This window comes from Pseudomonas sp. FIP_A4, from assembly GCF_036701605.1.
In the GTDB taxonomy this organism is placed as follows: domain Bacteria; phylum Pseudomonadota; class Gammaproteobacteria; order Pseudomonadales; family Pseudomonadaceae; genus Stutzerimonas; species Stutzerimonas phenolilytica.
Genome location: NZ_JAYDXP010000126.1, coordinates 65,587 through 84,177 on the forward strand (window position 1 = coordinate 65,587; position 18,591 = coordinate 84,177).

15 protein-coding genes are annotated in these 18,591 nt (G+C 65.3%); all 15 read right to left on the bottom strand.

All coding sequences use genetic code 11. The features are described from left to right. Window positions 1-6: 6 nt before the first annotated feature. A complete protein-coding gene (locus tag U8L64_RS13575) occupies window positions 7-984 on the bottom strand; it encodes a serine/threonine-protein kinase (protein WP_333398056.1) in 978 nt (325 codons plus the stop codon). Next, window positions 981-1,712, bottom strand: coding sequence for a PP2C family protein-serine/threonine phosphatase (locus U8L64_RS13580; protein WP_333398057.1), 732 nt, complete (start codon window positions 1,710-1,712; stop codon window positions 981-983). The genes U8L64_RS13575 and U8L64_RS13580 overlap by 4 nt, the downstream gene beginning before the upstream one ends. Further along, window positions 1,712-5,251, bottom strand: coding sequence for a type VI secretion system membrane subunit TssM (tssM, locus tag U8L64_RS13585; protein WP_333398058.1), 3,540 nt, complete (start codon window positions 5,249-5,251; stop codon window positions 1,712-1,714). Before tssM ends, U8L64_RS13580 begins: the two co-directional genes overlap by 1 nt. A gap of 1 nt (window position 5,252) precedes the next feature. Then, complete coding sequence (gene icmH, locus U8L64_RS13590) at window positions 5,253-6,134, bottom strand: type IVB secretion system protein IcmH/DotU (protein ID WP_273526134.1); 882 nt, start codon at window positions 6,132-6,134, stop codon at window positions 5,253-5,255. A 5-nt stretch (window positions 6,135-6,139) separates the two neighbouring features. Beyond that, entirely contained in the window at window positions 6,140-7,471 is a 1,332-nt protein-coding gene (gene tssK, locus U8L64_RS13595; protein WP_333398059.1) for a type VI secretion system baseplate subunit TssK, read from the bottom strand. Window positions 7,472-7,473: 2 nt separating this feature from the next. Beyond that, entirely contained in the window at window positions 7,474-7,956 is a 483-nt protein-coding gene (gene tssJ / locus U8L64_RS13600) for a type VI secretion system lipoprotein TssJ (RefSeq protein WP_333398060.1), read from the bottom strand. A 4-nt stretch (window positions 7,957-7,960) separates the two neighbouring features. Next, window positions 7,961-9,154 (bottom strand): type VI secretion system-associated FHA domain protein TagH, encoded by a 1,194-nt coding sequence (tagH, locus tag U8L64_RS13605; RefSeq protein ID WP_333398061.1) that lies wholly within the window; start codon window positions 9,152-9,154, stop codon window positions 7,961-7,963. A gap of 20 nt (window positions 9,155-9,174) precedes the next feature. Continuing rightward, window positions 9,175-9,303 carry a type VI secretion protein gene (locus tag U8L64_RS13610; protein WP_370518368.1) on the bottom strand — a complete coding sequence of 43 codons (129 nt, stop codon included), beginning with the start codon at window positions 9,301-9,303 and terminating at the stop codon, window positions 9,175-9,177. A 218-nt stretch (window positions 9,304-9,521) separates the two neighbouring features. Continuing rightward, window positions 9,522-11,030 (bottom strand): sigma-54 interaction domain-containing protein, encoded by a 1,509-nt coding sequence (locus U8L64_RS13615; protein ID WP_333398191.1) that lies wholly within the window; start codon window positions 11,028-11,030, stop codon window positions 9,522-9,524. Between the two features lie 10 nt (window positions 11,031-11,040). Beyond that, entirely contained in the window at window positions 11,041-13,638 is a 2,598-nt protein-coding gene (tssH, locus tag U8L64_RS13620) for a type VI secretion system ATPase TssH (protein WP_333398062.1), read from the bottom strand. Window positions 13,639-13,643: 5 nt separating this feature from the next. Then, window positions 13,644-14,651 (bottom strand): type VI secretion system baseplate subunit TssG, encoded by a 1,008-nt coding sequence (gene tssG / locus U8L64_RS13625; RefSeq protein ID WP_333398063.1) that lies wholly within the window; start codon window positions 14,649-14,651, stop codon window positions 13,644-13,646. Then, window positions 14,615-16,405, bottom strand: coding sequence for a type VI secretion system baseplate subunit TssF (tssF, locus tag U8L64_RS13630; RefSeq protein WP_333398064.1), 1,791 nt, complete (start codon window positions 16,403-16,405; stop codon window positions 14,615-14,617). Before tssF ends, tssG begins: the two co-directional genes overlap by 37 nt. 133 nt (window positions 16,406-16,538) lie before the next feature. Beyond that, the gene (locus U8L64_RS13635) at window positions 16,539-17,165 is read right to left on the bottom strand and encodes a hypothetical protein (protein WP_333398065.1); all 627 of its coding nucleotides are present in this window, start codon (window positions 17,163-17,165) and stop codon (window positions 16,539-16,541) included. A 2-nt stretch (window positions 17,166-17,167) separates the two neighbouring features. Continuing rightward, window positions 17,168-18,058, bottom strand: a complete 891-nt coding sequence (locus U8L64_RS13640; protein ID WP_043298700.1) for a hypothetical protein — start codon at window positions 18,056-18,058, stop codon at window positions 17,168-17,170. Next, complete coding sequence (locus U8L64_RS13645; protein ID WP_333398066.1) at window positions 18,055-18,582, bottom strand: PAAR domain-containing protein; 528 nt, start codon at window positions 18,580-18,582, stop codon at window positions 18,055-18,057. Before U8L64_RS13645 ends, U8L64_RS13640 begins: the two co-directional genes overlap by 4 nt. Window positions 18,583-18,591: the final 9 nt, after the last annotated feature.

Sequence of the window (18,591 nt, forward strand, 5' to 3'; positions counted from 1 at the left end):
CTGATGTCATCCATGGGAGTGCCCGAACCAGCGCTGCAGGCGGCTCGGCGCGGGGCGGCTGAAGGCTTGCAGCAGGCCCGCTGCATCGATGCTGCGCTGCGCTTCGTCGAATGCCAGCGCCAGACGCAGCGCCGGCCAGCAATGCGGGGGCAGCTGCGGCGGGCGTTGCAGGGTGCGGTCCAGTTCCATCGCCTTGGCTTGGCGAGCGCTGAGCCGGCGATAAGGGTGGCTGCCGCTGGCCAGTTCGTAGAGCACGCAGGCCAGCGCATAGATGTCGGCGCTGGCGGTCAGCTCGCCCCCGTCGAGCAGCTCGAGTGCCGCATAGCGCGGCGTCCAGGCGGCGAAGCGCGTGCGGCACAGGCGCGGCAGACCGGGGAGCAGCCCTTCGAGCGGTTGTCCGAGCCCATAGTCGAACAGGCGCAGGCCGTCATCGGCGAGCATCACGTTGCTCGGCTTCAGGTCGCCATGCAGCACGCCCAGGCTGTGGGAATAGCTCAGCGCGTCCAGCAGCGGCAACGCGATGCCCTGCAGTTCGCTCCAGGGCATGCCCTGCGGGCGCTCGCACAGCAGCTGGTCGAGGGTTGGCCCCTTGAGCAGCTCCAGGGTGATGAAGGCGCGCTGGCTCGCCGGGTCGATATCGAAGTTGTACAGGCGCACCACATGCCGATGGCTGAGGCGCGTGGTCAGTGCGTACTCGCTGTAGAGCAGGGCGCTGGCGTCGGGGTATTCGGCGAAATCCTCGCTGAGGGTTTTCAGCGCCACGTAGGGCTCCGGATCGCCGAGCTGTTCGCGCAGCAGATCGCGGGCGCGATAGACCGCACCCATGCCGCCGACGCCGAGCAGGCGCTCGATCCGGTAGCGGCCTCCGAGTACGTCCGGCAGTTCGCCAGGAACCGCCTTTGGTTCGACCGCTGCTGGCGTGGCTGCGGTGGACGCCAGGGCAAAGTAGGTGAGGTCGCTGGCCTGCAGTTGCGGTGCGTTCATCGGCGGATCACCACGGCACTGATGTTGTCCCGTGCCGGCCCCTTCAATGCCTGGCGGAACAGGCGTTCCAGTGCCAGGTGTGTGGATGGCAGGCTGAGTGCCGCACCGAGGGCATCGGCGGACATGCTTTGATGAAGCCCATCGCTGCACAGCAGCAGCGTGTCACCGGGAAACACGGCGAACTCGAGGATTTCCAGCTCTAGCTCTTCGCTGGCGCCGATGGCGCGGGTCAGCGCATGGGCCGCAGGGTGCCTGGCTGCTTGTTCGGGGCTCAGTTGTTGCTCGTCGAGCAGCTGCTGCAACAGCGAATGATCCCGCGATAGCTGATAGAGCCGCCCGCTGCGCCACAGATAGCAGCGGCTGTCGCCGGCCCAGATGCATGCCGCGCGGTCATCCTCCACGAGCAGGGCGACCACGGTGCTGCCGATCACCGGATCGGGGCGTTCAGCGGTGACCGTCAGTTCCTGGCTGAGCCGGCGATTCAGCTCGTGCAGGCAACGCCGCAGCGCCAGCACCCGCTCCGGCAGGTCGCCCGTTGCGGAAAGGTCAGCCAGCTGCTCGACGATCAGGCGACTGGCCAGCGCGCCGTTCTGATGTCCGCCCATGCCGTCGGCCACGGCCCACAGCCCCGTCTGCGGCCGGTCGAGGAAGGCATCTTCGTTGCGCGCCCGCACCTTGCCGGTGTCGGTGCGCGCCGCGCTGCGCCAGCTGCACGCCGTTGCGTTCATCACAGCGTCGCCGGCAGCTTGAAGCCGCGCAGCAGCGCGAGGTCGAACGGATTCGGCGAGCGCTGCGCATGCAGCAGATAGTTGGCGCGCAGACCGCCGAGATCGGCCTTGAGCATCAGCACGTCGCGGCCGCTGTGGTAGTCGACCTGCATCAGGTCGATCAGGCGGAACAGCGACCAGGGCCCGGTGTTCTTCTCGATACCCACGCGACGGCCGCCGAGTTCCTCCACTACCAGACTGGTGCGTCCGTCGTCGGCTTCGGCCGGCCAGCGGAACGCGGTCTGCACGATTGGCCCGTGGCGATATTCCATCTGCTGGTTGCCGAAGCGGAAGTCGGCCCGGCCGAGGCTCGAATCCAGCGAATAGGGTTCGAGCTTGAACAGGATCAGCGGCTCGTTGGGGTTCTCGGCGAAGAAGCTGCGGCGAATGGTCTGCGCCCGGCTCATCTGTGCAAGGAACTGCTCGGACAGCGGCAGGCCGCGGCCATCGACTCGGCGCAGCTGGTACTGGCCGGCGCTGCCGCTGACGAAAGGCTTGAGGTAGCGCTCGAAGAAGCTGTCCGCCTGGCCCTGGGCCTTGAAGAACTCGCGGAAGTCGGCGAGGGCGACGTCGCTGGCGCTATGGGCGCTGAACGGATAGCGCTCGCGCAGGGCACCGCGATAGCTGGCATAGAGCTCGTTGCGATAGCGCTGGTTGAGGTAGTGGTAGGCATCGCTGAGTACCAGCGACCAGCTGTCCTCGGCCAGCAGGCCCAGCCATTTGCCCAGCGGCTGCGGCAGCCGTGCAGCGCTGTTGCGCAGCTGGTTGATGGCGTCGCGCTGACCGCCCATGCGTGCCTTGGCCATCTCGAAGGCGGCCTGTTCCGGGGCGCTGGCATGGGCCAGGGAAGCGAGCTGCAGCTGCAGGGCGTCGAGGGCTTGCAGACTGGCGCTCAACTCGGGGCCGGGCGCGCCGTTCTCGTCGAGCAGCTGGTGCAGCGGCGCGAAGCGTCGCTCCAGGGTTCTGCGCGCGGTGTCCGGCATGTTCTTCAGCAGTGCGGTCTGGGCTTGCTCGGCGGCGGCGGTTGCCAGCTTGGCTGCCTTGCCGAGCTTGCCGCCGGCGCCTTGCGCCGCTTCGGCCAGCTCGCCGGCCCCGGCAGTCGCTTCGACCAGACCGGCGAACCGGGTGTTCTCGCGTATTTCCAGCAGCAGCTGCAGCAGCGGCGAGTTCGCGGCGGTGAGCCCGGCGAGCTGCGCGGCACCCTGCGCCGCACCACCGGCGGGGAGAATGTTCAGCTGGGCAATCGCCTCGCTCCAGTGCGCGGCGTAGTCACGGAAGTAAAGCTGTTCCATTTCCACCAGCAGGCGGCCCAGGTCCTTGGTGCTGAGGCTGTCGCCTTCGCCCAGCACCCAGTTGTCGCGCAGGATCTCACTGACCAGATCGGCGCCCTGAGCGACGAACAGCTTGTGATAGCCGCGCTGGGTATAGAAGCCGGGAATCGCATAGTCGCCGCCGACGAACAGGGATGCCTGCGGACCGAGCTGGGTGTTCAGACGATAGTCGGGAAGGTTGCGCGCCTGGTCGCGCAGCATGCGGTACATGACTGCCGCCAGCGATTCGCTGCGCAACTGGGCGCGGGCCTTGGCCACCAGTTTTTCATTCAGCTGATACGGCGCGAAGGATTCCTCCAGCAGGCGCGCAAAGTGCGTGTTGAGCCCCTGCTGCGCCAAGGCATTGCCCGGATGGCGCAGCGACCAGTCGGCGGCCAGCCAGTCCTTGAGAAACGCCGCATCACGGCGTTCGGCGAGGTTCAGCATGAGATAGGCGCGCAGGCTGCCGAGCAGTTGCTCGCGGTCGTTCAGGTTGGCGCGAATCTGCGCTTCCAGCTGCCGGCCGACACGTGGCAGCAGCAGTTTCTCCAGATCGCGGCGGTAGGCCTCGTGCAGCGTAGGGTCGACCGCCTCGCCCTGATACAGGCCGCCCCGGCGCAGCCAGGACACCTCATCTTTCGGCGGGAACACCTCGGTCGCCGCATAGCTCGCGTCCAGAGCCTTGAGCGTACGTAGCGCCTCGTCTCCCGCGTCGATGGTCTTGCGCTCGCTGCCGAGTTGCTGGGCGATGCCGCGCAGCTGTTCCAGGCGCTCATGGTTGCCCGAGAAGTTCAACGCCCAGGCGCCGCCGATCAGCAGCAGGCAGCCGAAGGCGCCGGCATAGAGGGCACGCTGGCCCCAGTCGATGCGGCGTACCTCGCGTTGGTCGAGGCCCGCCAGTTCGGCTTCCGGGAAGATCACCCGGCTGAGCAGCTGATTGATGAAGCGCGCACGGCCGCTGCGGAAGGTTGGCAGTGCACTGCTGGCCAGGCCGAGCTGACGACCGATGCCGGCGGTGAGCGGGTCGAGACCTTCGCGCAGTTGCGGCGCGCTGGTCAGGTAGAAGCCCCGCAGCTGGCTGGCACGCTGGTAACGGTTGCCGGCGAAGGCCAGTTCGATAAACAGGCTCAGATGCTCGCCGATCTGCCCCAGCTGATGGGGGAAGTCGAGGATGCGGCCACGGCGCTGGGTATCGCGCTCCTGATGCATGCGCAGGATCACCTGGCTGTTAAGCCGGCGTAGCAGTTCCTCGAACTCCTGGCGCACTACCTGCGCGTCGCTGCCATTCTGTTCCTTGCGGAAACTCGCGCCGAGCACCTGGTCGCTTTCCTCCCGCGACAGCTGCTCGAAGAACTCGTCGAAACCGAGAATCCGATCGGCCTTGCTCAGCACCAGGTAGACCGGCACGTCCACGCTCAGACGTTGATGGATCTCGTGCAGGCGCTGACGGGTCTGGCGGGCAAGGTTCTCCAGCTCCAGTTCACTGCCGCCCTGCAGCTGGTCCACGGGCAGGTTGACCAGCACGCCGTTGAGCGGACGGGCACGACGCCTGCGCAGCAGACCGAGCAGGGTGTCCCAGGCGCTGCCGTCGACGGCAGCGTCGGGCTGGGTCAGATAGCGGCCGGCGGTGTCGATCAGCACGGCATGATCGGCGAAGTACCAGTCTGCAAAGCGGGTGCCGGAGACATCCTTGGTCAGGCGCTGCTGTTCGCTGCGGTTGAGCGGGAAATCCAGCCCGGAGAAATCCAGCAGGCTGGTCTTGCCGCTACCCTGTGGGCCGATCAGCAGGTACCAGGGCAGCTCGCTGCGCCATTTCTCGCTGCGCCCGCGATAGAGGCTGGAGGTCTTCAGGGTACGCAGCGCCTGCTTGAAGCGATGGCGCAGCTCCTGTTGCTCTTCGCCGATCAGGCCGTCGCGGCGCAGTTGTTCCTGAACGTCCTGATCCTCGGCGTCGCGCTTCTTGCGCGCGCTGGCGCGCCAGCTGGCGAAGACCATGGCCAGGCCCCAGCCGAGGAACAGCACGCTGATGCTCAGCAGGCGGGCGGTCGAGGATTCCCAGAAGCGGTAGTCGTCGACCGCCAGCAGCGGCCCGACGAACCACACCACAACCGCCAGCAGCAAGACCAGCAGCAGGCTCCAGACCCAGGTCCGGCGCAGCACGGCGCCGAGCTTGCCAAAGAACGTCTTCATCTCATTTCATCCCTGAAAAGGTGGAACCGCCGGCATCCATGTCCAGCACTCGATAGGGTTGCAGCACGGCCTCGCGCTGTTCGCCGAGCACCCAGGCGAAGCCGCCGTAGATCACCCCGAGGCAGACCAGGGTGAACAGCGCGATCATCCACCAGGGCACGATGCGCACCAGGCGCCGACGGGTGTCCTTGAGGCCCTCCCAATGCGGCGACAGCTCGCGCGGGATGTCGCCGCGCATCTGGCGGATCTGCCGGTAGAGGCTGTCGCGTACCGCTTCCAGTTCGAGCATGCCGCGCGGCAGTACGCGGTACTTGCCCTCGAAACCGAGGGACAGGCAGAGGTACATCAGCTCGAGCATCGGCAGGTGCTTGACTGGGTTGCGCGACAGCCGCTCGAGCAGCTGGAAGAACTTCTCGCCGCCGAAGGTTTCGTTGTGGAAGGAGGACAGCAGGCTCATCTGCGACCATTCGCTCTCGTTGCCCCAGGGCGTGGTCACCACGGCCTCGTCGAGCACGGTGCAGAGCACGTAGCGCGCCGCCATCACCTGGCTGCTTTCGGCGCCGTCATGCAGCGCGCGATGCTCGAACAGCTTGATCGCGCCGCTCAACTGCCCGTGCAGGGCCTGCAGGTCTTCGCTTTCCAGGCTGTGCTTGAAGCGCACCACTTCCGACAGCAGCGGCGAGGCGGCGGCCACTAGCGGGTTGAGGCTGATGTTGAAGGTTTCCGCCGGGCGCAGGCGGGCGGCGTAGATCATCCGCTCCTCCAGCTGCTCGAAGCGCGGCGGGCTGTCGAAGTCGGTCAGCGGGCTCTGCGCCGGGGCCTCTCCCGCTCGATTGACGATGACCGTGCGGTCGTCCTGTCCGTAATCCATTTCCTTGATCATGTCGCTCAATCCCTGACCGCCCAGAATTTCAGTTCGAGCCCGGCGAAGTCACCGGACACATGGAAGGCAAAGCCGCCGGAACGCTCCAGTTGCGCCTGGTCCTCGGCGTTGAGCTCCAGCGCGAAATAGGTCTTGCCGGCGTGGAAGGGGATCTGCCGCGGCGCCACCGGCAGCGGCTTGAGGCGGATGCCCGGCAGATGCAGGTTGACCAGCTGGCGGATGCGCTCCACCGGGCCGATCTTCAGGTGCGCCGGCAGCCGCGTGCGCAGGGTTTCCGAATCGCACTGGGCGCTGGCGGCGAGCACGAAGGACGCCGTGCCGAGGAGCTTGTGGTCATGCAGCGGCGATACCTGGATGCCGTACTGACGCTGCTGCAGCAGCAGCTCGATGGCGTGCTGCTCGAGCACCATCGACAATACCTGGCGGATCGCGTCCATCAGCTTGCGGAAGCTCGCGCCCTGATCACTGTGCTGGTAACGACCGTCCAGGCGCGGGCGCTTGCTCTCGCTGGAGAAGGTCGCCAGCTCGCCGAGCAGGCCAAGCAGATCCCGGTAGATCTGCTCCGGATGCACCTGCTCCACGCCCAGGTAGTGGCGCAGCACCGGTTCGTGACGGTTGATCAGCTGCAGCATCATGAAGTCGCCGACCTCGGCGCCACCGACCTTGCCGGTGGCGCTGATGCGCTCGGCGAGGGTATCGCCGCGGTGGGCGAGCATGCTGATCACTTCCTTCAGGCAGGACAGCAGGTAGCCCGAAGCCTGGAAGTTGACGTAGGTGGGAATGAACTCGGGGTCGAGGCTGATGACCCCGTCCGGCGTGGTGTCCAGCACCTCGCACAGCTGCAGCTTCACGTAGGCCTGGTCGCTCTGCTGCTCGCCCAGCAGCAGGCGAAAATCCGGCAGGCCGGTGCTGACCTGGCTGGTGCTGCTGTCGCCGGCATTGGAGTCGGCGACATCCAGCTCATGGGCGGTGTAGCGCGCCAGCACATCCTTCTGTTCGGGACGACGCGTTTCGATGTGGTTGCCGGTAACCAGTGGCAGCGCGAGGTATACCGGTGTACTGCCGGTGTTCGGCGGAATGTCCAGCGCCAGTGGCTCGCGCTCGCTGCCCAGCTCGAACAGCGTACCGTCCGGGAGGATGCCGCTGGCCTGGCTGAGCACCAGCTTGCCCATGTTGAGGAACTGGCGGTCGATCTCCAGATTGAAGAATCCCCAGGCATAGCTGCTCAGCTTCTGGGTGCGCGTCTTGAGTTGGTGATCGTAATATCGATCGCTTTGCTGGAAGTGCTGCGGGCGCAGCAGCATGCCTTCCTGCCAGACAACCTTGTGCAGGCTCATGCTTATTTTCCTTCTTCGGCGAGCGGGTCGAACAGCGCGATGCCACGCTCGTCCAGGCTCAGGGCGATGCGGGTGCGCTCTTGCGGCGGCAGCGCGATGACGTAGCGCCAGCTGGCTTCCGGCAGGTCGCGGTAGGCGGCCAGCACGCCGACGTAGCGGCTGCCGTTCTGCACGGAGAGCTTCAGCTCACGGCTTTCGCCGGGACGCAGTTCCAGTTCCTCGGAGGTCACCAGGTCCGGCGCCAAGGCTTCCTTGGGCCGCTGGTAGAGGGCGAAGAAGTCGCCGTTCTCGAACGCCACCGGATGCTTGAGCTCCAGCAGGCGCAGCACGATCGGCGAAGGCCGGCCGTTGAGGTCGGGGTTGAGACGGTCACTGCCGTGCAGTTCGAGGTCGAGCTTGGTCAGCTTGGAGTACGGCGACAGCGCCGAGCAGCCGCCCAGCACGAGCAGCGAGGCCAGCATGGCCAGGGTGATGCGACGAGGCATGGGATCATCCTTGATGGGTGGAATCGAGCGTGGCGATCAGGCGCACCTGCTCCTCATAGGTCTTGGCGAAGTCGCGGGCGAACAGGCGTTCGCTCCAGTCGGCATCCTGGCCGAGGCTGTGATGCAGGCGGCGATAGGCGCGCCAGCGACTGCCGGCAGTGGCGAGCAGCGGTTTGCGACCTTCGCGTTCGAAACGCAGCGCCAGCTGCTCCGGCGCCAGCTGTTCGAACATCTCGTGAACGGCGGCGCGGCTGGCCGCCAGCAGTGCCACCTGATGCGCCTGCAGATCACGAAAGGCGCGGCCGACGGCCTGTTCGGCGCTGAGCTGGCCGGGTTTGCCACCGCGCAGCAGGGCGTTCAGGGCCTCGCTCGCATCGGCGCTGTGCTTGAGCGGGTTGTTGCCGGCGCTCTGCACAGTGGTCAACGCCAGGCGCAGCTCGTTCTTCAGCTCGCTGCGGGTGCGCAGGCTCTGCTGCAGGCCCGCCACGCTTTGCTTGAGCAGGCGGGCGGCATTCAGCGCCAAGGCCTGGCGTTGGTCCTCGTCGAGATCGTCGAGATCGATGCCCAGCGCCTCGCCGAAACGCGCCCAGAACCCCTGCGGCAGTCGTTCGGGCTCGGCTTCGCCCTTGGCTTGCGGTGCTGCCTGCGGCATGACCAGCTCCGGCAACGGCAGGCTTTCCATGTCGATGCGTGCGTAGTCGCGCTGTTGCTGCGCCTGGCGCTGTGGCGCTACCAGGGTGAGGTCGTCGACTTCGGCGTAGATGCGCTCCTGTTGTTCCATCGCGATCAGCGGATCGAGGTCGAGGAAGGCATCGTCGGGGATGATGCTGCCAGCCGGCTGCGGACGACCGATGTCACCTTCGAACAGCGCCGGATCCTGGATCAGCCGGGCGCGGATCTCGAAATCGCCCAGGCAGTAGACGCTGCCATGCTCGATGCGCTGCGGCTGGCCCTTGACCAGGCTGGCACCGCTGTCCTTGAGCTGGATGCCGTTGCTGCTGGTATCGGTGAGAAAGAAGGCGCCGTCGCGATAGCTGATCACCGCGTGGCGTCCGGAAAGTACACGCTTGCGATCGGGGATCACCCAGTCGCAACCTTCGGCCCGGCCGATCACGCCGCCGGCCTGCTTGAAGGTTTTGGTGGTCAGCAGCCCAGGCACGAATTGCTGGGCGCCTACCATATCGAAGACCAGTTCCATGGTCGTGTCGCTCCTTGCGGTTATTGGCCGCGATTCAAGGCTTGCGGATCACCCAGCGGGCGATAGTGGTCATCGTCGAATTTGTAGTTGCCGGAGCAACCGGCGAGCAGCGCGGCGGCGATGAGCGAAACGAGGGCGTAATAGCGCACGGGCACGCGATTTCCTCCTTGAAGTCGTGTGTGGGGAGCGAGGTGCGCCTGGCGGCGCGACACGGGCGGCACATTGAAGTTCAGTTGTGGTGTCTGGCAGGTGATCCGGTTCACAGAACACCCGCCGGATGCTGCCGAAACGCGCAGACGGTCAGATATGCCCGCGCGGTTGCGGATGTCGGCGCCGATGCGGCGCGTGCCTGGGCGTCCGTGCTGCATCAGAGATCGGCCGGGCTGATATTCAGCCGTTCCATGCGATACAGCAGCGTGCGCCGCGGCAGGCCGAGTTCGCGGGCGGCCTGGCTCTGGTTGCCGCCGTTCTTGCGCAGGCAATCCATGAGCAGGCTGCGTTCGACCCGCTCCATGCGTTCGCGCAGGTTCAGGCTGCTGTCCAGGCTCGCCTCCACATGCAGATTGAAGTGTTCCGGTAGTAGCTCACCGCCCTCGCAGAGCAGCACGGCGCGCTCCACCAGCCCTTTCAATTCCCGCACGTTGCCGGGGAAGGCATAGCCTGCCAGACGCTCGAGCGCGGCGTCGGACCAGCGACACAGATCGCGCTGGAGAAACGCGCAGGCCTTGTCGGCGAAATGCCGGGCCAGGCGCAGGATGTCCTCTTCACGCTCGCGCAGCGGCGGCAGTTCGATGGGGAAGTGCGAGAGGCGGTAGAACAGATCCTCGCGAAACAGCCCGTTTTCCACCTGACTGCGCAGGTCACGGTGGGTGGCGGCAACGATGCGCACGTCGACCTTGTGGGTTTCGGTGGAGCCCAGCGGGCGCACTTCGCCTTCCTGCAGCACGCGCAACAGCTTGGCCTGCAGCAGCAATGGCATGTCACCGATCTCGTCGAGGAACAGCGTGCCGCCGTTCGCCGCATCGAGCAGGCCGCTGCGGTCGCGGTCGGCACCGGTGAAGGCGCCCTTGCGGTAGCCGAACAGCTCACTTTCCAAGAGTTGCTCAGGCAGCGAGGCGCAGTTCTGCACGATGAAGGGCTTGCTGCGGCGAAACCCGCAATCGTGAATGGCGCGCGCCACCAGTTCCTTGCCGGTGCCGGTTTCTCCCGTGAGCAGCACGTTGACCGGGCTGTGCAGCACCTTGCCGATCAATTGGTAGACCGCACGCATGCGCGAGCTGTCGCCGATTAGGCCGTAACCGCTGGCGCAGGGGCTGACCGGTGCGGCGGGCGGTGCGGTGCTCCCGGGTGTACGCAGGCGCTGGAGCAGATGCAGCTGGGCGAGGCCGAAGGCGCCGAGCTGGGCCAGCGAACCGCTGAAGCCGTGCAGCTCGCGCGATTCGGTACTGGCCGTGAGCAGCAGGCCGGCAACACGCTGCTGCTCGCCCTGCAGCGGCAGGCAGAGCAGGCTGCGCCAGGGCGTCGGGCTGTCCGGCAGGAAGCCCGAAGCGTGCAGATTGCTGTCCAGTTCGCTGAGGCAAAGGGTTTGGTTCTGGCACAGGCAGTATTGCAGCAGCTGCTCGCCGTCGTAATCGCTCGGCAGGCTGGTGGCTTCGCGTGGCTGCAACAGGCCGTTGTGCCACTCGGCCGAGAGCGTCAGGCGGGTATGGGTGGCGTCCAGCAGATAGAGCTGGCTGAGCTGGCAATCGCTCAGCTGCGCCGCGGTTTCCACCAGCCCACCGAGCAGGCTGTCGGCATTCGCCGCGCGCGCCAGCCCGGCGAAACGGCCCAGCAGGGCCTCGGCATAGCGCAGCGGCTGTGGCACCTGATTGAACATCGCGGACATCTCAGGCGAACTCACAGACCAGCGCGCCGTCGCCATCCAGCGTGGCATGCACCCGCTGCAGCGGCTCGTCACTGGCCATGGCAACGAGCAGGCGGTCCACCACCAGTGGTTGCAGGTGCTGCTCGATCAGATGGTCGATCAGGCGCGCACCGCTGTCACTGTCGCCGCAGCGCTCGGCGAGGTGCGTGACCAGCGCCGGGCAATGGCTGAACTGCAGCTGGCGCCGCTGCAGTCGCTCACCGAAGCGTGCCAGCTTGAGCGCGACCAGCTCGTCGAGCACTGCGCCGGCAATCGGGTAATAGGGCACCACGCGCATGCGCCCCAGCAGTGCCGGCTTGAAGTGCTGCGACAGCTGCGGACGGATGGCCAGTTCCAGGTCCTCGGCCGTCGGCCGCTGCCCGGCGCTGCAGAAACTGGCGATGCGCTCGCTGGCGAGGTTGCTGGTCATCAGGATCAGGGTGTTGCGGAAGTTGATCTCGCGGCCTTCGCCGTCATTAGCCACGCCCTTGTCGAAGATCTGATAGAAGACGTTCATCACGTCTGGATCCGCCTTCTCCACCTCGTCGAGCAGGATCACCGAGTAGGGTTTCTGCCGCGCCGCTTCGGTGAGCATGCCGCCTTCGCCGTAGCCGACGTAACCCGGAGGTGCGCCGATCAGGCGGGAAACGCTGTGTTTCTCCTGGAACTCGGACATGTTGATCACGGTGAGGAAACGCTCGCCGCCGTACAGCAGGTCGGCCAGGGCGAGGGCGGTTTCGGTCTTGCCGACGCCGCTGGGGCCGACCAGCAGGAACACGCCCACCGGAGCGTCGGGCTTGTTCAGCCCGGCCGCTGCCGCGCGCATGGCACGATCCAGCGCTTCTACGGCCTGTTCCTGACCGCGCACCCGGGCGCGCAGATCGGCGGCAAAATTGGCGACCTGCGCGTTGTGCTCCCGGGCCAGCTGCGCCAGGGGCACGCCGGTCCAGTGGCTGATCACCTCGGCCACCAGGCGCGGGCAGACCTCATGGCTGACCAGTCGCTGCTCGGCCTGGGCTGCGGCAAGTTCGGTCTGCACGGCGCGCAGCTCGGCCTCCAGCTCATCGAGCGATAGGGCCTCGCCATCCTCGTTCGCATCGTTGCGGGCTTCGGCGGTGCGTTTGCGCAGGTCGAGCAGGCGCTCGGCGAGCTGGCGCTGCTTGGACCAGCGAGATTCGAGCAGCTCGATCTCGTCCCCCGCGGCGATCAGGCGTTGCTCCAGCCGCTCCAGGGCAGCCGTGTCGACCGGCAGGCCGGCGGCCAGATCGCGGCGCATGGCTTCACGCTGGCGCTCGCCTTCGGCGACCTCACCACGCAGGCGTTCCAGCGCCTCGGGCGCGGCGGCGAGGCTGATGCGCACCCGCGCGCAGGCGGTATCCAGCACGTCGACGGCCTTGTCCGGCAGCTGCCGACCGGCCAGGTAGCGTGCCGACAGCTCGGCGGCGGCCGTGACCGCATCATCGCGCAGGTAGATGCCATGACTCTTTTCGTAGACCGGCGCCAGCCCGCGCAGGATGGTGACGGCTTCCGGAACGCTCGGCTCGTGCAGCTGCACCGGCTGGAAGCGCCGGGCCAGTGCCGGGTCCTTCTCGAAGTATTTCTTGTACTCGCTCCAGGTCGTTGCAGCGATGGTGCGCAGCTCGCCGCGTGCCAGTGCCGGCTTGAGCAGGTTGGCCGCATCGCCGCTGCCGGCCTGGCCGCCGGCGCCAATCAGCGTGTGCGCCTCGTCGATAAACAGGATGATCGGCTTGGGTGAGCCCTTCACCTCGTCGATCACGCCCTGCAGACGGCGTTCGAATTCGCCCTTCACGCTGGCACCGGCTTGTAGCAGGCCGAGGTCCAGGCAGAGCAGCTCGACGCCCTTCAGTGCCGCAGGCACTTCCCCGCTGACGATGCGCAGCGCCAGGCCTTCGACGATGGCGGTCTTGCCGACCCCAGCTTCGCCGACCACGATCGGATTGTTCTTTCGCCGCCGGGCGAGGATGTCGATCATCTGGCGGATCGCCGAGTCGCGGCAGAGCACCGGATCGAGCTTGCCGTCACGGGCCTGTTGGGTGAAGTTGTGGGTAAAGCGCGCCAGGTTCGACTCGCCACCGGCGGCAGGTTTGCCAGTGCTGCCTTGAGGCTGCTGGCTTAGGGCGAAGTCGCGCAGGCGCTCGGCATCCAGCCGGGCCAGCAATGGCTGGTAATGACTGCCTGCATAGCGCAGCGGATTGCGCAGCAGCGCGAGAATCAGTGCGGCCTGGTCGATCTGGCTCTGGCCGAGTTCCAGACTGGCCACCAGCAGGGCATCCTGTAGCCATTGCACCAGTTCGGTGGAAAACACCGGGTTGCGCGACTCGCTGCGCTCGCCTCGCGGTTGCAGCGCCTGCGCCAGTGCGCCGGTATCGACTTCGGCATCCAGCAAGGCTCGCTTGAGCAGTCCATCGGGACGCTCGAGCAGGCCGAGCAGCAGGTCCTCGACGAGAACCTTGCTGCCGCCACGTACCACGCAGCGTTCGGCTGCGCCTTCCAGATCCTGTTTACTGGGGGCATCCAGGGCTTGCACCAGTTGCTGTAAGTCAACGTTGATCATTTTCATCTTCCTTAATGAGTCTTGCTGCCCAGGGTGACCAAGCCGTCGGCGCGGTCGCGTCCGAGCCAGCTGGTCCAGCCGAGGCGGCAGTTGTTGTCGGCGCCGATGCGCAGCTCACGGATCTCGTCCGGGCGAAGCTCCAGGTGCAGGTCGTAATCCAGCGGATCGCGCAGGGTGAAGCGCACCAGCGCACAGAGCGGCTGGTAGCCGCTGCCGATGGGCAGAAATTCGTGGAAGCGATTCCAGTCCAGCTGGCGGATATGGATGCGGAACTTGCCGCCGCGGTCGCGGACCCGCTCGCCGAGCACCAGGCTTTCGCCCAGCTGGCTGTTGGTCAGCCCGAGACGGTTGCGTTGCTCGCCGAGGATTTCCACCCGGCGCTCCAGGCATTGCTCGATGTTCAACTCGGCGTGCTTGAAGTAGTAGCGCAGTACCGATTCGATCAATGCTGCCGAGTGCGCGCGCAGGCTGAGCAGGCCGAGATAGGGCAGCAGGCGCTTCCAGTTCAGCTCCGGCGCGCTACGGATGGCCTCGCCGCTGAGTCCGACCAGGGCGAACAGCTGCTCCGAGAAGGGGTCATGGGCGCCGCTGGTGAAGCGGGCGCGGTATCGGTACTTTTGCCAGATCGGCAGCAGCAGGCGCTGCAGGCGGTTGTTGAACAGGTCGAGGAAGTCGCGGGTCGGGTTGCCGTCCTCGCTGTCGCCAAGCGCTTGTTCGCCGTAGAAGGCCGGCAGCGGCGAGCCGGCGCCGAAAAGACTGACCAGGTTGATGCGCAGGCGCGCGCGCCACTCGGCGTGCTCCTGGAAGAACTGCACCTGCTCGATATCACTGCCGGGAAAGCCCAGGCTCGGGTTGGCCTGGAGTTCCAGGCGCTCGTAGAGCGCCTCGTCATCCAGCCCGGGATTGAGCTGGCGCAGGCGATCGAGCACCAGCAGCACACCCTGAAACAGGCTGTACTCGCGGATGCCGCGGTTGAGCGGTTTCAGAGCAGCGGTTGCTGACCCATGCGCGGCGTCCATTGGTACACCTCTCCCTGTGTGCTCTGCACGCGCAGCTCGTGATACGAGTTGAGGCTGGCGTAGAGGGCGAAGAATTCGTTGAGCACCGAGGCGAAGAGGAACAGATCGCCCTCACCAATGAAGCCGTCCTGGTTCATGGTCAGTTCGGTACGTACGCCACGCACCGGCAGCCCGCGATGCAGGCGATCGACGTGCTGGTGGGCGATGTGAGTCAGGCCGCCGAGGCGCCGCCGGCTGACGTTGTCGGCGTGCTTGTCGTAATAGCGTGGTAGGTCGTAGGTCTCGAGGATCACCTTGAGCGCCTCGACGTTGGCCAGCGACAGGTAGTTCAGCGACATGTTGCTGATCAGCTTCCACAGATAGTCGCGCTGCAGCGGCGGCGCGTAGCTCGGGGTGACCGCCGAGATGTTGCGGAAGCTGAGAAATTCCGGGGTGTCTTCGCAGGGCTTGCAGATGTCGCCGAGCTTCAGCTGGCGCGGCAGGTTCTGGTTGGTGCAGGTCAGCTCGATGGACAGCGTCTCGTGCTGGTCGAGGTTGCGCAGGCCGAAGCTGAGCCAGGTTTCCTGGCCTTCGCCCAGCAGCGAAGGTTGCTGGCGCACGCTGTAGTGCGGGCGCGCCACCGGCACATCGAAGCTGGGATCATGCTCGAAGGATTCGAACGGCACGTACTCTTCGTAGCCCATGCCGCCGGGTTTCCAGCCGGTGACCCGGTCCACCGAAAACACGCCGCATTGCTGCGCGTCGTACTCGGCCGGCAGCAGCAGGTACTGGTCCTGCTTGCCGTCCAGGCGGATCGGGATGGCATCGTGCGGGAACAGGTTGACCACCGGCGTGCAGTACAGGCGCACGTTGTCCCGCGTCGGGCGGATGCGTTGCACGCCGGCCTTGTGAATGTCGAAGCGTAGCTCCAGGCCGCGGGCCTGCTTGAGCAGGTCGTCCGGAATGCGCTGAATGATCTCCAGGCCCTTTAGGTCGACGAAGAGAAACTTGTCGGGGAAGGCGAAATATTCCTGCAGGTAGCGATAACCGCGGAAGGTATTGAGCGGGTAGGGGATCAGCGCCTCATCCTCGGCGAATCCCACCGGTTCGACCTGCTTGGCGGTGAGCTGCAAGGGCGTCAGCGGTCGGCCATCGGGACCGGCCAGCGGGTGGCCCTGTTCGTTCAGCGGCACCAGCTCGATGCCGCCCAGATGGCGCAACAGGCTGAGGTAGAGCAGCTGGCTGATATAGGGCTCGCCCGCCAGGTGCAGGCGCAGATGGCTGAGGCCGATCTCGCCAAGATTGCCATCGGCGCTCATCTGCAGGCGTAGGCTGAGCAGCGCACCGGTGCCCTTGACCGAATACTCCAGCGCCTGCAACGCCAGAGGCAGCACCTCGGTGGCATAGGCGGTACGAAAGCAGCAGCTGACGCCCTGCACAGGATTGGATTCCACCGGGGTGTTGCGCGGCACCGTCAGCGCCGGGCCGGGGCGTTTCAGCGGATCGAACTGCAGCATGCTGAAAGCCGGCAGCGGACGCATGTAGTTCGGCCACAGCAGATGCATCAGCGAGTGGGTCAGCTCCGGCAGCTCGTCATCGAGCTTCTGCCGCAGCCGCCCGGTGAGAAAGGCGAAACCTTCGAGCAGACGCTCGACATCCGGGTCGCGCCCGGCCTGGCCGAGGAACGGCGCGAGCGCCGGGCTGCGCTCGGCGAAGCGCTTGCCCAGCTGGCGCAGGGCGGTCAGTTCGCTCTGGTAGTAATGGTTGAAGGACATCAGGCCTCATTCCTTGAGTGCGCAGTCAGCGTCTGTTGGCTAGAAGAAATATGGGAGCGTTGAGCGCACCAACAAATAGTGAAAACTCGCTTAGGGGCACACTGATTTGCTCTTCCATGAATGGCAGGGGCGCCTATTGCGCTTCATTGTTGTTGAGGTCGGCTTGTAGCCTGATGTACTCGCACCAGCCATGCCGATGGCTGGCATTACCCAGCCAATGCTCATGTTGCTGCGGAGTAAGGCTCATCCAGTAAGGCCACCAGTAGTGGTTCCACCAGTGTTCGAGGCTGCCTTGTAGGGCTCCTAGCCCGTCTGCATCTACCTCCGGGAACACATCCCAGGGGAGTGGTGGCGCCAAGTCAGGCAGGTTCTGCAGGAGCTCAATGCTGTTGCTGATCAACAGCAGGGTCGTGCCGTTACCCAGGGGTTCTTTTTGAATCGAAACGGCTTCGCTTTTGCCGGTCTTTCCTTCACGAGAAAAAGTTTCGAATGAGACGGTCTGCAGTTTTTGGCAAAAACCAAGACGCTTTATCAGTTGCTCGATTTGGGTGAGACGTCCCGGTCCTAAATGCACATCCAGCAGATAGGCTCCGAGGCCATCTGCTTTTAGCGATATGGCTATCGGATAATGCTGATCCTGTGCAGGCAGCGCTAAATCCAGGGCAGGGTAGATAGGTACTAACTCCTGAAGCTCGGAGTCACGGCCTTCAAGAACCTGTTCAGCCGAGCGCTTGCGGCGCAGAAATGCAAAGGGGTTCATGCTCAATTCTCATAAATGTGGTCGGCGACCCAGTCAGCGCCGAAATAGCCGGCCGCGCCGACTACGATGCCGCCAATCAGGCCAGTAACGATGGCCCCGGGGCCGGTTTCAACGCCTAATGCGGCACCGGCTGCACCTCCAACCTTGAAGCCGGCCCATGCCGCTCCCCATCCGCCGGCCTGCCGGATAGCTTCGGCGCTTATCGGCTTGGCATTACCGACACGAATGGACTCCTGTGTTGCCGTTGTCAGGTCGTAGGCGGTAAAGGCAATACCCAGTACTTGAACAACACGGGCGCCTTTCACGATGCCCTGTGTTGTTTGCAGGGATTCAGGGGTGAAGATCGCGCTAGCAGGGACCTTCTTGCCGTGAACCAGAACCTCCTTGTCGATGTCCCGAACATACGAGGAAATTTTGTCGATCCGCTTTGCAAGGTGCACATGCTGGGCTTTGTATGCGGCCAGGTCGCGCAGGATTTCTTCGGTCGATACCAGGCGAGCTCCAGCCTGCCGGGCCTTGTGCATATCAATGAAGATGCTGCGCCCATCAAAGCGTGGCGAGCCTTGCGGAAAGATTGAGCTGGTCGAGATGAAGGGGGATTGGTTCTTGCCGAGCACATGCTCCGCGATACTGGCACCCGCTCCCGGGTTCTTCGGCATCAGCCCGTAGCGCTCGGGGTGCAATTCACTCAGGCTCTGCAGGGGAGACAGTTGCATATTACGCAGGTACGGACTATTCCCCGAGGCGTAGATCTTGCGAACCAGAAAACCGTCCTTTCCAGGCTCTTCCACGATTACGAAAAAAAATACTCGTGCCGGCATCAGATAGCCAGGCAAGTCACGTGTCGATCCTGGCTGTTGGCTGGTTTCGGCAGTGCATTGGTACTGGCTCATACCTGTCCCCACTGTTCCAAGGCATGCACGCCGACCGAAACAAACAGGCTTTGCTGATTCGGGGTGGCGATGCGAGGTGTTCTTCCGGCGGTATCGGTAAAGCCTTGGTAGGTGTTACCTGCAGCATCGCGGATGAAGTAAGGGACATTGGCCAGCGGCTGGCCTTCGTCGCTGAGCACACGAAACTGCTCGTCGAATACCCGCCCAAAGGTCAGCGGCTGCGGAGCCGTAAACGCCGCGCCCCCCCCACTGGTCCCAATCACTACAGTCCCCGAACCCGCGGTCACGGAATTGCCGTGGCTACCCACGCTGCCCACCACCGCCGCCGGCTTGCCATCGATCAGCACGTTGGAAATTACCGCGCTGGCCATCGCTCCGCCACAGGCGGAAGCGTCGCCCATGCGTGCGGCCGGCAGGCCGTCGAACAGCACGTCGGGCGAGCCGGCGGCGATGGGGTTGGTGCCGTGGCCCGTCTTCGGGCAGGCGGTAGGGTCGCCGAGGCGGGCTGCGGGTTTGCCGGACATCCGTTGTCT

Coding starts and splice junctions, on each gene's coding strand:
- tssG (WP_333398063.1), bottom strand. CDS start 14,651: ATGGACGCCGCGCATGGGTCAGCAACCGCTGCTCTGAAACCGCTCAAC.
- U8L64_RS13575 (WP_333398056.1), bottom strand. CDS start 984: ATGAACGCACCGCAACTGCAGGCCAGCGACCTCACCTACTTTGCCCTG.
- tagH (WP_333398061.1), bottom strand. CDS start 9,154: ATGGAACTGGTCTTCGATATGGTAGGCGCCCAGCAATTCGTGCCTGGG.
- tssH (WP_333398062.1), bottom strand. CDS start 13,638: ATGAAAATGATCAACGTTGACTTACAGCAACTGGTGCAAGCCCTGGAT.
- tssK (WP_333398059.1), bottom strand. CDS start 7,471: ATGAGCCTGCACAAGGTTGTCTGGCAGGAAGGCATGCTGCTGCGCCCG.
- tssJ (WP_333398060.1), bottom strand. CDS start 7,956: ATGCCTCGTCGCATCACCCTGGCCATGCTGGCCTCGCTGCTCGTGCTG.
- U8L64_RS13645 (WP_333398066.1), bottom strand. CDS start 18,582: ATGTCCGGCAAACCCGCAGCCCGCCTCGGCGACCCTACCGCCTGCCCG.
- icmH (WP_273526134.1), bottom strand. CDS start 6,134: ATGATCAAGGAAATGGATTACGGACAGGACGACCGCACGGTCATCGTC.
- U8L64_RS13640 (WP_043298700.1), bottom strand. CDS start 18,058: ATGAGCCAGTACCAATGCACTGCCGAAACCAGCCAACAGCCAGGATCG.
- U8L64_RS13580 (WP_333398057.1), bottom strand. CDS start 1,712: ATGAACGCAACGGCGTGCAGCTGGCGCAGCGCGGCGCGCACCGACACC.
- tssM (WP_333398058.1), bottom strand. CDS start 5,251: ATGAAGACGTTCTTTGGCAAGCTCGGCGCCGTGCTGCGCCGGACCTGG.
- U8L64_RS13635 (WP_333398065.1), bottom strand. CDS start 17,165: ATGAACCCCTTTGCATTTCTGCGCCGCAAGCGCTCGGCTGAACAGGTT.
- tssF (WP_333398064.1), bottom strand. CDS start 16,405: ATGTCCTTCAACCATTACTACCAGAGCGAACTGACCGCCCTGCGCCAG.
- U8L64_RS13615 (WP_333398191.1), bottom strand. CDS start 11,030: ATGTTCAATCAGGTGCCACAGCCGCTGCGCTATGCCGAGGCCCTGCTG.